At 34.6% G+C, this 15,362-nt stretch carries 13 protein-coding genes; 8 read left to right on the top strand and 5 right to left on the bottom strand.

Annotation, left to right across the window (positions count from 1 at the left end):
- Positions 1–25: 25 nt before the first annotated feature.
- The 5 genes from mnmE to rpmH form a co-directional block, all read right to left on the bottom strand.
- Positions 26–1,411, bottom strand: coding sequence for a tRNA uridine-5-carboxymethylaminomethyl(34) synthesis GTPase MnmE (gene mnmE / locus AC3WJF_RS17680; protein WP_492454543.1), 1,386 nt, complete (start codon positions 1,409–1,411; stop codon positions 26–28).
- A gap of 393 nt (positions 1,412–1,804) precedes the next feature.
- A complete protein-coding gene (gene jag, locus AC3WJF_RS17675) occupies positions 1,805–2,422 on the bottom strand; it encodes an RNA-binding cell elongation regulator Jag/EloR (RefSeq protein ID WP_492454541.1) in 618 nt (205 codons plus the stop codon).
- Between the two features lie 14 nt (positions 2,423–2,436).
- On the bottom strand, positions 2,437–3,195 hold the full coding sequence (gene spoIIIJ / locus AC3WJF_RS17670) for a YidC family membrane integrase SpoIIIJ (RefSeq protein WP_492454539.1): 759 nt from the start codon (positions 3,193–3,195) through the stop codon (positions 2,437–2,439).
- Positions 3,192–3,569 (bottom strand): ribonuclease P protein component, encoded by a 378-nt coding sequence (rnpA, locus tag AC3WJF_RS17665; RefSeq protein WP_492454537.1) that lies wholly within the window; start codon positions 3,567–3,569, stop codon positions 3,192–3,194. Before rnpA ends, spoIIIJ begins: the two co-directional genes overlap by 4 nt.
- A 211-nt stretch (positions 3,570–3,780) precedes the next feature.
- Positions 3,781–3,915: a 50S ribosomal protein L34 gene (rpmH, locus tag AC3WJF_RS17660; RefSeq protein ID WP_427405584.1), complete on the bottom strand. Its 135-nt coding sequence runs from the start codon at positions 3,913–3,915 to the stop codon at positions 3,781–3,783.
- Between the two features lie 599 nt (positions 3,916–4,514).
- On the opposite strand from rpmH, the gene dnaA reads away from it, so the two are divergent.
- The 8 genes from dnaA (at position 4,515) to AC3WJF_RS17620 (ending at position 15,068) form a co-directional block, all read left to right on the top strand.
- A complete protein-coding gene (gene dnaA, locus AC3WJF_RS17655) occupies positions 4,515–5,861 on the top strand; it encodes a chromosomal replication initiator protein DnaA (RefSeq protein ID WP_492454535.1) in 1,347 nt (448 codons plus the stop codon).
- Between the two features lie 174 nt (positions 5,862–6,035).
- Entirely contained in the window at positions 6,036–7,175 is a 1,140-nt protein-coding gene (gene dnaN / locus AC3WJF_RS17650; protein ID WP_492454533.1) for a DNA polymerase III subunit beta, read from the top strand.
- A 228-nt stretch (positions 7,176–7,403) separates the two neighbouring features.
- Positions 7,404–7,631: a S4 domain-containing protein YaaA gene (gene yaaA, locus AC3WJF_RS17645; RefSeq protein WP_492454531.1), complete on the top strand. Its 228-nt coding sequence runs from the start codon at positions 7,404–7,406 to the stop codon at positions 7,629–7,631.
- Between the two features lie 111 nt (positions 7,632–7,742).
- Positions 7,743–8,861, top strand: a complete 1,119-nt coding sequence (gene recF, locus AC3WJF_RS17640) for a DNA replication/repair protein RecF (protein WP_492454529.1) — start codon at positions 7,743–7,745, stop codon at positions 8,859–8,861.
- Positions 8,862–8,870: 9 nt separating this feature from the next.
- Complete coding sequence (gene remB / locus AC3WJF_RS17635; RefSeq protein ID WP_492454527.1) at positions 8,871–9,119, top strand: extracellular matrix regulator RemB; 249 nt, start codon at positions 8,871–8,873, stop codon at positions 9,117–9,119.
- 283 nt (positions 9,120–9,402) lie between these two features.
- Positions 9,403–11,325, top strand: a complete 1,923-nt coding sequence (gene gyrB, locus AC3WJF_RS17630; protein WP_492454580.1) for a DNA topoisomerase (ATP-hydrolyzing) subunit B — start codon at positions 9,403–9,405, stop codon at positions 11,323–11,325.
- 77 nt (positions 11,326–11,402) lie between these two features.
- Positions 11,403–13,889, top strand: coding sequence for a DNA gyrase subunit A (gyrA, locus tag AC3WJF_RS17625; RefSeq protein WP_492454525.1), 2,487 nt, complete (start codon positions 11,403–11,405; stop codon positions 13,887–13,889).
- A gap of 87 nt (positions 13,890–13,976) precedes the next feature.
- Positions 13,977–15,068: an HD-GYP domain-containing protein gene (locus AC3WJF_RS17620; RefSeq protein WP_492454523.1), complete on the top strand. Its 1,092-nt coding sequence runs from the start codon at positions 13,977–13,979 to the stop codon at positions 15,066–15,068.
- Positions 15,069–15,362 lie beyond the last annotated feature (294 nt).

Below are 15,362 nucleotides of genomic sequence, written 5' to 3'. Positions count from 1 at the left end.
ATTTCCCTCCTTACATCCTTTCTATCTATTTTCCTAAACAAAATTGTGAAAAAAGTTGATTGATTAAGCCTTCTTGAACACTATCCCCAATTACTTCTCCAAGTAAATCCCATGTGCGTGTTAAATCAATTTGAATAATATCGATTGGCGTTCCTATTTCAATTCCATGGATTACTTCTTCTATTGCTTGTAATGCCTGGCTAATCAACGCAATATGGCGACTATTTGAAATATAGGTAAGATCCTGCGCTTCTATTGACCCTTGAAAATACATGGAGGCTATCGCTTCCTCTAGTTCGTCCACACCTTTATCTTCTAGCAAAGAGGTCGCAACAACCCTATGATTTTCAGCAAACTCATTAACCTTTTCCATATTAATTTTTTGTTCAAGATCTGTTTTATTAAGTATAACAATAACGTCCATACCTTTAACTGCCTCAAAAAGCTGCTCATCTTCCTTTGAAAGTTCATCCGCATAATTTAATACAAGTAGAATTAAATCAGCTTTTTTCAGTACTTGTCTGGATCGTTCCACACCAATTCGTTCCACAATATCTTCTGTTTCACGAATTCCTGCAGTATCTACTAGACGCAACGGAACACCGCGCACATTTACATATTCCTCAATGACATCACGAGTTGTTCCAGGAATATCTGTAACTATCGCCTTATTTTCTTGTACAAAACTATTTAATAAGGATGACTTTCCTACATTTGGCCTACCAATGATAACAGTAGATAGCCCTTCTCGCAATATTTTCCCCTGCCCGGATGTTTGTAGCAGTTTTTTTAACTCTGCCTGAATGTAATATGCTTTTTCATTTAACATTTTGTGAGACATTTCTTCTACATCATCATACTCAGGATAGTCAATATTGACCTCTACATGTGCAACTACTTCTAAAATTTCTTGACGTAGCCCATTTATGAGGCGTGATAGTCTACCTTCCATTTGTCCCATCGCTACATTCATTGCTCGATCTGTTTTTGCACGAATCAAATCAATAACCGCTTCTGCCTGTGATAAATCAATCCGACCATTTAAAAAGGCTCTTTTTGTAAATTCTCCTGGTTCTGCGAGTCTAGCCCCTGAATATAGTATTAATTGTAAAACTCTATTAACAGACACAAGGCCCCCATGACAATTAATTTCAACAATATTTTCTCTTGTAAAAGTTTTCGGGCCTCGCATCACGCTTACCATTACTTCCTCGATAGTTTCATTCGTTCTCGAATCAATAATGTGACCGTAGTGGATCGTATGAGAAGAAACATCTTTAAGTCTTTTTCCATTAACGCCTCTAAAAACTTTATCCGCAATAGTTATTGCATCGTCTCCACTTAGCCGAACAATAGCAATCGCTCCTTCTCCCATAGGAGTTGATATTGCCGTAATCGTATCAAACTCCATCCACCTTCACCTCATTTCATAAATTATTTTCATCTATATTTTAAGAATAGAATGCATTCACATTTATCCACAATAAAAGAATTCAATGATTTCTATTTTAACTTATCCACATGTGAATAACAACACGAAAAGCGGAAGTGCCTTGCTCATCGGCGTACGAATTTCGTAGTCTTCGACGCAAGATTTAGGAAACACGGCGAGGGACGAGTCGATGCCCGCTTATCGTAGGGAGAAGGCGTAGAAATTCGCTAGCCGATAGGCACTATTGAAATTGAAGTGCAAATTTCACCTGGAGCTAGACAGAGTCCATACTGGTTAAGTAACTTTTTTGACAAAAACTTCTTTTTCTCCCCAATAAAAAAACCCTATGCTGATCTAACAGCATAGAGCTTGTTATTTTGGTGATAAAACGAGATATCGATTCGGTTCTATACCTTCCGAATATGTTTCAATTTGATCACTATTTGCTAAATGACTATGAATAATTTTTCTCTCGAATGAAGGCATAGGTTCTAACTTAATTGGACTTTTAGTATGTAGCACTTTGTGAGATAATCTATCCGCTAATTGTATAAGTGCCTGTTCCCTTCTTTCGCGATAATCCTCTACATTTAAAGTAAAGGTAAAATAATGATTCGTAAAACGATTTGAAACAAGTTGAGTTAAATACTGGAGGGAATTTAATGTTTGCCCCCTTTTTCCAATAAGTAATCCCATTTTCTCTCCCGATAATTTAAATTCAACGAATCTACCATCTCGGATAACTTCTACTGTTGGGGTAACTCCTAATTCCTTTGTTACGTCTAGCAAATAACTTTTTGCCTCTTCAATCGGATCTGGCTTCATTTGAACATGAACAGTAGCCGGTTTTGAACCAAATAATCCAAATAATCCTTTTTTACCTTCATCAATAACACGGACATGTATGCGATCTTTTGTTGTGTTTAATTCTCTTAGGGCTGACTGAACTGCTTCTTCGACACTTTGTCCTGTAGCAGTAACTTCTTTCACCTTTTAGCTCCCTCCTATTTTCCAATAGTAACTACTTCCTTTTTCTTTTCTGGACCTTTACTAAAATAAACTTGAATAATCATGAAAATATTCCCGACAATCCAATATAGCGGTAATGCTGAAGGAAGATTCCATGCTATAACAATAATCATAATAGGCATTACCCACACCATAACCGCCATTTGCGGAATCTGGCTTTGCGGACCGGCCATCATTATTTTTTGTTGGATAAATGTCGTAACGCCTGCTAAAATTGCTAAAATATAATCGTGTGCACCTAGATCAAACCAAAGAAATGAAGAGTCTCTAATATCCGGAGTCCGATTAATAGCGTGATAAAATCCATATAAAATTGGCATTTGAATAACTAATGGCAGACATCCTGCTAATGGGTTTACTTTATGTTTTTGATAAAGCTGCATAGTTTCTTGCTGAAGCTTTTGTTGTGTTTTAGCATCCTTTGAGCTATATATTTTTTTTAATTCTTGTAATTCAGGTTGAAGCATTTGCATTGCATTAGAACTTTTAGTTTGCTTAATCATTAAAGGCAAAATAACTAAACGAATTAGAACAGTAACAATAATAATCGATAATCCAAAGCTATTTCCAAATAAATGAGCTACCTTAATAATAAGCAGGGATAACGGATAGACAATATACTCATTCCATAACCCCTTACTCTCCGGAGTAATATCTTTATTAAATTCTGTACATCCTGCTAAAACTGAAATCAATCCGATAAGTAAAGCTGCTAGGAATAATTTCTTCTTCAATCCGACATATCCTCCTTATTTCTCTTAAAATATTCTCTATTTAATACTTTCGCTATTTTTAATACATGTTCCAAACTTTTTTTCACTTCGTGGAAATTCATTTCGGCCGCTGGTTTCCTAGCGATGATCACATAATCATATTCACCTTCTATGTATGAGTACATTTCATGAAATGCTTGGCGAATATATCTCTTTATTTCAACTCGTTTTACTGCCTTGCCAATTTTTTTACTTACAGATAAACCTATTCGGAAGTTTTTTTGATTTTCCTTCTTTAATATGTAAATAACAAACTGCCTATTCGCAAATGATTTACCTTTATTAAACACATATTGAAACTCATTGTTTTTTTTAATACGATGCGCTTTGTTCATTTTCATCACCTGTATTTCAAAGGGAAATGAATACTACATCTTCCGCTTTTGTTTTTGTCTAGCTCCAACGTCTATCGACTAGCAAACTGCCAGTCTCCTCCTTACAATATGCGGGCATCTAAGTTGAAGCCCGAAAGGAGTACGTCGATGGACAGACGTTTCCGCTTTTCATTTTTAATTTAAAAAAAAACCACTGAGACGTTTCAGTGGTTTATGCTGATAATACTTTTCTTCCTTTACGACGACGGCTAGCTAAGACTCTACGGCCGTTTTTCGAGCTCATTCGTGCACGGAATCCGTGAACTTTACTTCTTTTACGCGTATTTGGTTGATAAGTTCTTTTCATTCCTATGACACCTCCTTCGAGGATAACAATAATTTCAGTAAAATACAGTCCTTTCAATTATAAAGACGAACTAGAGTAATTGTCAACTAACGAATCCACTTACCAAAATTTTATAATAAACTTTGAAAAAAATCTATTTGTGGATAAAATTTTCGACATTTTTTCTTATCCACAACAATTATTGACATGTTTTGAACATATTATTTTCTTGTTAATTATTTTTTTCCACACGGGATGAAGTTGTGGATAATTTATAAAGGGCATTGCACCATCAACTATAATTTGATATGATAAATGTGTTTTCACTCTGAATACATCTAGTTTTAAAATACATTTATCCACATGTGTGAATAACTTGTGGATAATTTATATACAATGCTTGAATAAACTTGTCCACATATAGTGAATAATGTCGAAATATAGTCTTCTTTCCTTATTATATGTTTTTCCACAATGAATACTGTTGCATAATTATTAATCTATTAATTTAAAACGTAACAATGTTACACATTATACTTAATAAGAAAAGTAGATATACTTGCAGGTACATTTTTCAAGCTTTGTAATACAAAAATCACTGTTTAAGGGAGGGTATAGTGTTGGAAAATATAACTGATCTTTGGAATAAAGCATTGTCGATTATTGAAGAAAAGATCAGTAAGCCTAGCTTTGAAACATGGCTGAAGTCTACAACGGCTCATTCACTAAAAGGCGATACATTTATCGTCTCTGTTCCAAATGACTTTGCGAGAGATTGGCTGGAAGGAAGATATGTGCAACTTATTTCTGGTGTATTAAAAGACATAGTTGGTGAAGAGCTTTCTGTAAAATTTATCATTCCTCAAAATCAGGACGATCAGGATTTCCAGATTCCTGTGTCATCGAAAAAAAAGCTAATTAATGATGAACCTGTAGAATTAAATCAAAATATGCTGAATCCAAAATATACATTTGACACATTTGTTATTGGTTCCGGAAATCGATTTGCTCATGCTGCCTCTTTAGCTGTAGCAGAAGCACCAGCAAAAGCATATAATCCCTTCTTTATTTATGGTGGAGTTGGATTAGGAAAAACCCATTTAATGCACGCTATTGGCCATTATGTAATTGAACATAATCCAACTGCAAAGGTTGTCTATCTTTCTTCAGAAAAATTTACAAATGAATTTATTAACTCTATTCGTGATAATAAGGCGGAATCTTTTCGAAATAAGTACCGCAATGTCGATATTCTACTAATAGATGATATTCAATTCCTTGCCGGAAAAGAATCAACACAAGAGGAATTTTTCCATACTTTTAATGCATTACATGAAGAAAGCAAGCAAATTATCATTTCCAGTGATAGACCGCCAAAGGAAATACCGACACTCGAGGATCGTTTAAGATCACGGTTTGAATGGGGACTTATTACAGATATTACACCACCAGATTTGGAGACTAGAATTGCCATACTTCGCAAAAAAGCAAAAGCGGACGGTCTTGATATCCCAAATGAAGTAATGCTATATATAGCCAATCAAATTGATTCTAATATCCGTGAACTTGAAGGTGCATTAATACGTGTTGTAGCGTATTCATCATTAATAAATAAGGATATTAATGCAGATTTAGCAGCTGAAGCTTTGAGAGATATAATTCCTAGCTCTAAACCAAAAGTTATTACAATTCTCGACATTCAAAAAAGGGTCGGGGAACAATACAATGTGAAGCTTGAAGATTTCAAGGCAAAAAAGAGGACACAATCTGTAGCATTTCCTCGACAAATTGCAATGTATATTGCTAGAGAATTAACAGATTTTTCGCTGCCTAAAATCGGAGAAGAATTTGGTGGCCGCGATCATACTACTGTGATTCACGCACACGAAAAAATATCAAAAATGGTCCAAAACGACGGACAATTACAGAAAAAAATTGAAGAAATCCAAAGTATCCTTAAAAATTAGTTTTTATGCTTAGGGGATATTGTGAATAACATAACCGTATATACTCACAGTCTATCCACATGTGGATAGACTTTATTTCCTTTAGTTTTTTACGTTATCCACAAATCCACATCCCCTACTACTATTACTACGATTTTTTTATAAGAAATATTAATATTAACCGGGGGCAGAATTATGAAATTTTCCATTCAACGCGATCGCCTTATCCAAAGCGTTCAAGATGTAATGAAAGCCATTAGTACAAGAACAACCATTCCAATTCTTACAGGGATAAAAATTGTTGCATCAAATGATGGAGTAACCTTTACAGGTAGTGATTCAGATGTGTCTATTGAATCGTTTATACCAAAAGAAGAGGATGGAGATGAATTAGTAGAGATATTATCTACTGGTGGAATTGTTCTCCAAGCGAAATTTTTCGGAGAAATTGTGAAAAAATTACCAATGGATTCCGTCGAAATTGAAGTAATAAATCAATTTCAAACGGTTATTCGCTCAGGAAAAGCAGAATTTAACTTAAATGGTTTGGATCCTGAAGAATATCCTCATTTACCGCAAATATCAGAGGAAAATATTATAAGAATACCAACGGATATATTAAAAAATGTTATTCGTCAAACCGTTTTTGCAGTGTCTTCTTCAGAAACTCGTCCAATCTTGACAGGTGTTAACTGGCAGCTAGAAACGAATAAACTTTCTTGTATTGCTACTGATAGTCATCGATTGGCAAAAAGAAGTGCTGTGGTAGAAACAACAGGTGATGCTCAATACAATATTGTTATTCCAGGGAAAAGTTTAAATGAATTAAGTAAAATTTTAGATGACACAAATGAACCAGTAGAAATTGTTATAACTCAAAACCAAATATTATTTAAAGCTAAACATCTTTTATTCTTTTCACGATTATTAGAAGGGAATTATCCAGATACCACTCGATTAATTCCGAATGAAAGTAAAACAGAACTAATTATTAATACAAAAGATTTTTTACAAGCTATCGATCGTGCCTCATTACTAGCAAGAGAAGGCCGTAATCCGAATGTTGTAAAACTTTCAACACTTTCTTCAGGAGTCATTGAAATATCCTCTAATACTCCGGAAGTTGGGAAAGTAATTGAACAAGTGCAAAGTCATTCCATTGAAGGCGAAGATTTGAAAATTTCATTTAGCGCAAAGTATATGATGGATGCCCTCAAAGCGCTGGAAGGTCTAGAAATAAAAATTAACTTTACAGGAGCGATGCGTCCTTTTATCATTCATCCTCTTAACGATGAATCGATCATTCAGCTTATCCTACCAGTTAGAACGTATTAATTTAAAATGAAAATCGGTGAACTTGTAGCTCACCGGTTTTTTTCTTATATGGAATTTTCTATGTATTACATTGAGAGAAACTATTCCAAAGAAGTTATTAACATGTGGATAAAAAAGTATCCATGAAAATGAAATATTATGTTATTGATTTAATGAATATAGCTTTAAAGATACTTTGTATTCATTAAAAATATTTAGTAAAATTATATATTAGATACTAAAATGAGGATGTTGAATAATTTGGATAAAAATGTAAAAATCGAAACGGAATTTATTACATTAGGACAATTTCTTAAATTAGCCGATGTTATTCAAAGCGGTGGAATGGCGAAATGGTTTTTAAGTGAACATGAGGTGTATGTGAACGGAATACAGGACCAAAGAAGAGGAAAAAAGTTGGTTGAAGGCGATAAGGTGGATATACCGAGAATTGGACAGTTTATTATTACTAAATAAGAAAAGCGGAAGCGCCTTATTCATCTGCTAGCCGATAGGCGCTATTGAAATTGACGTACAAATTTCACCTGGAGCTAGACAGAGTCTATGCTTGTTAAAGGATGTTACGAAATGTATATAGAGGAACTGGAATTACGCAATTATCGCAATTATGAAAAGCTTTCTATTGAGTTTGAAGATAAAGTAAATGTCATTCTAGGAGAAAATGCTCAAGGGAAAACGAATGTAATGGAGTCCCTTTATGTTTTAGCAATGGCTAAATCCCACCGGACAACAAATGATAAAGATTTAATACGTTGGAATGAAGAATATGCTAAAATAAATGGGAGGATAAAAAAAGGTAGCGGTTCTTTTCCGTTAGAGTTGATTATCTCCAAAAAGGGAAAAAAGGCAAAATTTAATCATATTGAGCAACGGAAGCTAAGTCAATATATAGGAAATATGAATGTCGTCATGTTTGCTCCTGAGGATTTAAATCTTGTAAAAGGGAGTCCTCAAGTAAGGCGGCGTTTTATTGATATGGAAATCGGGCAGGTTTCCCCTGTTTATTTACACGATATTGGTCAATATCAAAAAATATTACAGCAGCGAAACCATTATTTGAAACAACTTCAAATAAAAAAACAAACAGACCTAACGATGTTGGATGTTCTGACAGAACAATTCATTCAAAGTGCTGTGAAGATTAATATAAAAAGGTTTGACTTTATTAAAATGCTGCAGGAATGGGCAAGTCCTATTCATACGGGTATTTCAAGAGGCTTAGAATCGCTGAAAATTAGCTACAAACCCTCGTTAGATGTATCAGAAGAGCTAGATTCGTCAACCATGATAAAGATATATGAGGAAAAATTTTCTTCCATACAGAATAGAGAGATTGAACGTGGTGTAACATTAGTTGGGCCTCACAGGGACGACATGACCTTTTATGTAAACGACCGCGATGTACAAACATTTGGCTCGCAAGGTCAGCAGCGTACAACTGCCTTATCTTTAAAACTGGCTGAAATAGAGCTAATTCACTCTGAGATTGGTGAATATCCTATTCTTCTTTTAGATGATGTGCTTTCTGAATTAGATGATTACAGGCAATCTCATTTGTTAAACACAATTCAAGGAAAGGTCCAAACGTTTGTTACAACAACAAGCATAGAGGGGATTGATCATCAAACTTTAAAAGAAGCATCAACCTTTTTCGTTAAAGAGGGCTATATTTCCCGCGAAAAATGAGGTGGTAATGTGTATATTCATATAGGCGAAGATGTGATGGTTGGGAGCAATGAGATCATTGCTATTCTAGATAAAGATTCGGTACAAGATTCCCCCATTACACAAAATTTTTTGCAAACAAAAACAAAGGAAATTATCAATTTATCGAAGGGTGAATTCAAATCTATTATTATTACCAGTCAACAAGTGTTTCTCTCACCATTAGCCTCGAGTACGCTTAATAAACGAACAAAATATGAAAATCAGCAGATTTCTTAAAATAAATTATATTATTTTTCAACTAGACTCTTTTATTAAACATTGTTGTTATTGTAATTGAAAAACTTGTGAATTTTCTTTTAGATTTAGAAGGGGCATCCTAATAAGAATAGATGCCCCGAAACTAAACTTGAAAGAACTTTAAACTAATAATGAAAAGCAACAAATAATAAGAAAAGTCTTCGTCCATTTAAAATTAAATTTTTGTGCGGATTAATTAATAAATTTTTATTTATCTTTCAGCAGTTTATTTATTAGGAAGTGAAGGTGAATTTCATTGCCAATGGAACAAGAACAATTGCAAAATCAATCATATGATGAGAATCAGATACAAGTTCTAGAGGGCTTAGAAGCAGTTAGAAAACGCCCTGGTATGTATATTGGATCAACGAGTTCAAAAGGGCTTCATCACCTTGTTTGGGAAATTGTGGATAACAGTATTGACGAGGCTTTAGCTGGTTTCTGTGATCAAATTGATGTCGTTATTGAGAAAGATAATAGTATCAAAGTAATCGACAACGGTCGTGGTATTCCGGTTGGAATTCATGAAAAAATGGGTCGGCCTGCCGTTGAGGTTATTCATACTGTTCTACATGCAGGCGGTAAATTTGGCGGCGGTGGGTATAAAGTTTCCGGAGGTTTACATGGAGTTGGTGCTTCGGTAGTTAACGCCTTATCAAGTGAAATGGAAGTATTTGTTCATCGTGATGGAAAAATCCATTACCAGAAGTATGAACGCGGGGTACCTTGCTTTGACTTAAAAGTCATCGGTGATACGGATCACACCGGAACTACCACCCGTTTTAAGCCTGATCCAGAAATTTTTACAGAAATAACTGAGTACGAATATGATATATTGGCGACCCGTGTTCGTGAACTTGCATTTTTAAATAGAGGAATCAAAATTACTATTGAAGATCAAAGGGAAGAGCCTAAAAAGAATGAATATCATTACGAGGGCGGAATTAAATCGTATGTTGAGCATTTAAATCGTACGAAAGAAGTCCTTCATGAAGAACCAATCTATGTTGAAGGAGAAAAAGAAGGTATTGTTGTAGAAGTCTCTTTACAATATAACGATGGGTATACAGGTAATATTTATTCCTTTACGAATAATATTCACACATATGAAGGCGGTACCCATGAATTTGGTTTCAAAACTGCCTTAACAAGGGTTATTAATGATTATGCTAGAAAGAACGGTTTGATTAAAGAAAATGATTCAAATTTATCAGGAGAAGATGTTCGTGAAGGGTTAACCGCCATTGTTTCCATCAAACATCCGGATCCACAATTTGAAGGTCAAACGAAAACAAAGCTTGGTAACTCGGAAGCAAGAACGATTACAGATGCTGTTTTCTCTGAGCATTTTGAAAAATTCATGTTAGAAAATCCTACAGTTGCAAAAAAAATTGTAGAAAAGGGTTTAATGGCAGCTCGTGCTCGTTTAGCTGCAAAAAAAGCTCGTGAACTGACGCGTCGTAAAAGTGCCTTAGAGGTTTCAAGCTTACCTGGAAAGCTTGCTGACTGTTCCTCTCGGGATCCTCAAATAAGTGAGTTGTATATCGTAGAGGGAGATTCTGCAGGCGGTTCTGCTAAGCAAGGAAGGGATCGTCATTTCCAAGCGATTCTACCATTGCGAGGAAAAGTCATTAATGTTGAAAAAGCTCGTCTAGACAAAATATTATCCAATAACGAAATACGAATGATCATTACTGCACTTGGTACAGGTATTGGAGAAGATTTTGACATATCAAAAGCTCGTTATCATAAAGTCGTAATTATGACTGATGCGGATGTTGATGGTGCACATATACGAACTTTATTATTAACATTTTTCTATCGATATATGAGACAACTTATCGAAGCGGGTTATATTTATATTGCTCAACCGCCATTATATAAAATTCAACAAGGTAAACGAGTGGAATATGTATATAGTGATCGTCAACTGGATGAATTGCTAAAGCAACTACCACAACAACCGAAACCGGGTATTCAACGATATAAAGGTCTTGGAGAGATGAATGCAGAACAGCTTTGGGAGACAACAATGGATCCTGAAGTTAGAACATTTCTTCAAGTTAACCTGGAAGATGCAATCGAAGCGGATGAAACCTTTGAAATATTAATGGGTGAAAAGGTTGAACCACGCCGACTTTTCATTGAAGAAAATGCTCATCAAGTTAAAAACTTGGATATTTAGTTTCATTAATCTAAATAGCGTTACAAAAGCAATCAGTCAATACTGGTTGCTTGATTCTCTTATAGGAGGTTCTTCATATGGCTGATATGCCAAACTCAAATATTAAAGAAGTAAACATAAGTCACGAAATGCGCACTTCCTTTCTAGACTACGCGATGAGTGTTATCGTGTCACGTGCATTACCAGACGTTCGAGACGGTTTAAAACCTGTACACCGCAGAATTCTATATGCAATGAATGATTTAGGAATGACTTCTGATAAAGCATATAAAAAATCTGCCCGTATCGTAGGGGAAGTTATAGGTAAGTATCATCCGCATGGGGATTCTGCAGTATACGAAACGATGGTTCGAATGGCCCAAGACTTTAGTTATCGGTATATGCTTGTCGATGGCCACGGGAATTTTGGATCTGTTGATGGCGATTCAGCTGCAGCTATGCGATATACGGAAGCACGTATGTCCAAAATCTCTATGGAACTTATTCGCGATATAAACAAAGATACAATTGATTACCAAGATAACTATGATGGATCAGAGAGAGAACCTGTTGTTTTACCATCAAGATTTCCGAACCTATTAGTAAACGGAACAACGGGAATCGCTGTAGGGATGGCGACAAATATTCCGCCACATCAGCTTGGAGAAGTAATTGATGGTGTTTTAGCTTTAAGTAAAGAACCAGACATTACTATCCAGGAACTAATGGAGTATGTACCCGGACCAGATTTTCCTACCTCAGGTTTAATTGTAGGAAGAAGCGGTATCCGTAGAGCATACGAAACAGGTCGTGGATCAATAACTCTTCGTGCTCGTGTTGAAATTGAACAGAAATCAAATGGTAAAGAGACCATTATTATTAAAGAAATACCGTATCAAGTGAACAAAGCAAAGCTTGTTGAAAGAATTGCTGAGCTTGTTCGTGATAAAAAAATAGATGGTATCACAGATTTGCGTGATGAGTCAGATCGTACTGGTATGCGAGTAGTAATTGAGGTACGCAGGGATGCAAATGCTAATGTTCTCTTAAATAATTTATATAAACATACAGCCTTACAAACTACGTTTGGAATTAATATGCTAGCACTTGTAAGTGGACAACCAAAAGTCTTAAATTTAAAACAATGTTTATATCATTATCTTGAACATCAAAAAGTTATTATTCGTCGCAGAACTGAATTTGAATTAAGAAAAGCAGAAGCGCGTGCCCATATTTTAGAAGGATTAAGAATTGCTTTAGATCATATTGATGAAATTATAAGTTTAATTCGTTCTTCGCAAACAACAGATATTGCTAGAAATGGTTTGATGGAGAAGTTTTCGTTATCTGAAAAGCAAGCCCAGGCTATACTTGATATGCGTCTGCAACGATTAACCGGATTAGAACGTGAAAAGATTGAAGAAGAATATCAAGAATTAATTAAATTAATAGCAGAATTAAAGGCTATTTTAGCGGATGAGGAAAAAGTATTGCAAATCATTCGTGAAGAATTGCTAGAAATTAAAGAGAGATTTAATGATATACGTAGAACAGAAATTGTTTCTGGTGGAATTGAACAAATTGAAGATGAAGACTTAATTCCGCAAGAAAACATTGTCGTTACGTTGACACATAATGGCTATATTAAGCGTTTACCAATTTCAACATATCGCAGCCAAAAACGAGGCGGTCGTGGTGTACAAGGGATGGGGACGAATGAAAATGATTTTGTTGAACATCTATTAACCACATCCACACATGACACTATACTATTTTTTACCAATAAAGGTAAGGTTTATAGGGCTAAGGGCTATGAAATTCCTGAATATAGTCGTACTGCAAAAGGTCTTCCAATTATTAACTTACTGGGAATCGAGAAGGAAGAATGGATTAATACGATTATACGCGTCGAAGAATTTGTAGAAGATTCTTTTCTATTCTTTACAACGAAAAAAGGTGTTTCAAAACGAACACCACTATCAGATTTTGCCAATATTCGTACCAATGGTTTAATTTCGATTCACTTAAGAGAAGAGGACGAATTAATCTCTGTTAAACTTACTGATGGAAATAAAGACATCATTATCGGTACTAAGAATGGAATGCTTATTCGCTTCCCTGAAACCGACGTTCGATCAATGGGAAGAACAGCGACTGGAGTTAAAGGTATTACTTTGTCTAATAATGATGATGTAGTTGGAATGGAAATACTCGATGAAAACAATGAGGTTCTTATCGTAACGATTAATGGATATGGAAAACGTACCCCTGCGGCTGAATATCGTCTTCAAAGTCGTGGTGGAAAAGGAATTAAAACATGTAATATCACGGAGAAAAACGGTTCACTTATTGCTGTTAAAACAGTGACTGGTGAAGAAGATTTAATGCTTATTACAGCCGGCGGAATTTTAATTAGAATGGCTGTAAATGATATATCGCTACTCGGCAGAAATACCCAAGGTGTAAAGCTAATTAAGCTTGGTGAAGATGAGTATGTTGCAACAGTAGCAAAAGTAGAGAAAGAATCAGATGAAGAAGATTTAGCAGACTCTGAAGAAATGCAAGATGAAAATACGAATGAATAATTAAAAAGAGGCATCGTTTTGATGCCTCTTTTTTGGTAAAATATTATAAAAGAAAAAGTTTTTGACACGAACATTGGGGTGAAGGTTATGAAAATAAAGGTTGGAAGTCTAAGAGAAGGTTGCATTCTAGAAGAGGATGTAATTGGGATGACAAGCTCACCTATTATACCAAAGAAAACCATAATAGATAGAAACCATATAAATGTTTTATTAGCCTTTAAAATAAGCGAAGTAAATGTGGAAAATAAACTTGCAGATGGAACAAATTTAAAGCTAGAAAAAATAGAGAAGTTTGTACAAACGGAAGATAAATCAAATAGTAACAATGAAACTTCCTTTCAAGAACAATATAATGAGGCAGTACAAAGATATAAAACAGATTTTAAAAGTTGGCAATCAGGTGCAACCATTAATATTGCGGGTATTAGAGAATATTTATATCCTTTACTCGAAAAAATAGATGATGATGCTAATAAATTGCTTCTAACACTTCACCATTACTCAAATAAAGATGATTATATTTATCATCATTCGATAGCGGTAGGTATATTAAGCGGAATTATAGCAAAAAAAATGAATTATTCAAAAGGTGAGTACTTTCAAGCGGCATTAGCAGGATGCTTAGCAAATGCTGGAATGTCGAAGATTTCAATGAATATTATCAATAAAGGATCTTCACTTGTAAGCGAAGAAATGAATGAAGTAAAAGAGCATGTCGCTCAGAGTTTAAAAATGGTCCAAAATAATTCATTACTAAAGCCTGAAGCAAAATTAGCTATATTTCAACATCATGAACGGTTGGATGGCTCTGGATACCCAATGAAAGTGAAGGGAGATAAGATTTATCCTTTTTCAAGGATTGTTTCTGTTTCCGATGTATTTCATGCGCTTATTAGTGATCGAGCATATCATCAAAAAGTATCCGTGTTTGAAGCAATAGAAATTATAAACTTAGATTGTTTTGGTCAGTTTGATATAGCGGTTATTAATGTATTATTAAATATAATTTCTACCAATTTAGTTATTGGAACAACAGTAAAATTATCCAATGACCAGTTGGGTGAAATAATGTTTACGAAAAGCACAGCGTTAACCAGACCATTGGTAAAGCTGCTTGATAGCGGTGAAATAATAGATTTAGAGAAAGAAAGAGATATGAGTATAAAGGAGATTGTTTAATGATCTCCTTTATAAATATATTTAAATTCATCTGTCATACTTCATGTATGATAATGTCGGGATTGTTTTTTTTTCAAAAAAGGTATTGCAATAACTTATAAAAGTTGCTAGAATAAGATTCGTTGGTTTTAAATAACCGATTAAATATTATTAAAATATGAATTTAATTGATTGACAAAGTAGATACTAAATGATATAGTATTAAAGTCGTTAATCGAATTGATCTTTGAAAACTAAACAGAACGAAACGTCAATGTTTTAAATTATATGAGCTATATCAAACATCTTTTTGGA

Source organism: Heyndrickxia sp. FW510-T9, assembly GCF_058781025.1.
Note: the sequence above shows the minus strand (reverse complement) of the source record. Positions and strands in the feature narration are given on the sequence as shown.

Excerpts from the sequence above, each read along its gene's own strand:
- mnmE (WP_492454543.1), bottom strand. The coding sequence starts at position 1,411 with ATGGAGTTTGATACGATTACGGCAATATCAACTCCTATGGGAGAAGGA.
- rnpA (WP_492454537.1), bottom strand. The coding sequence starts at position 3,569 with ATGAACAAAGCGCATCGTATTAAAAAAAACAATGAGTTTCAATATGTG.
- rpmH (WP_427405584.1), bottom strand. The coding sequence starts at position 3,915 with ATGAAAAGAACTTATCAACCAAATACGCGTAAAAGAAGTAAAGTTCAC.
- dnaN (WP_492454533.1), top strand. The coding sequence starts at position 6,036 with ATGAAATTTTCCATTCAACGCGATCGCCTTATCCAAAGCGTTCAAGAT.
- yaaA (WP_492454531.1), top strand. The coding sequence starts at position 7,404 with ATGTTGAATAATTTGGATAAAAATGTAAAAATCGAAACGGAATTTATT.
- recF (WP_492454529.1), top strand. The coding sequence starts at position 7,743 with ATGTATATAGAGGAACTGGAATTACGCAATTATCGCAATTATGAAAAG.
- gyrB (WP_492454580.1), top strand. The coding sequence starts at position 9,403 with ATGGAACAAGAACAATTGCAAAATCAATCATATGATGAGAATCAGATA.
- gyrA (WP_492454525.1), top strand. The coding sequence starts at position 11,403 with ATGGCTGATATGCCAAACTCAAATATTAAAGAAGTAAACATAAGTCAC.
- AC3WJF_RS17620 (WP_492454523.1), top strand. The coding sequence starts at position 13,977 with ATGAAAATAAAGGTTGGAAGTCTAAGAGAAGGTTGCATTCTAGAAGAG.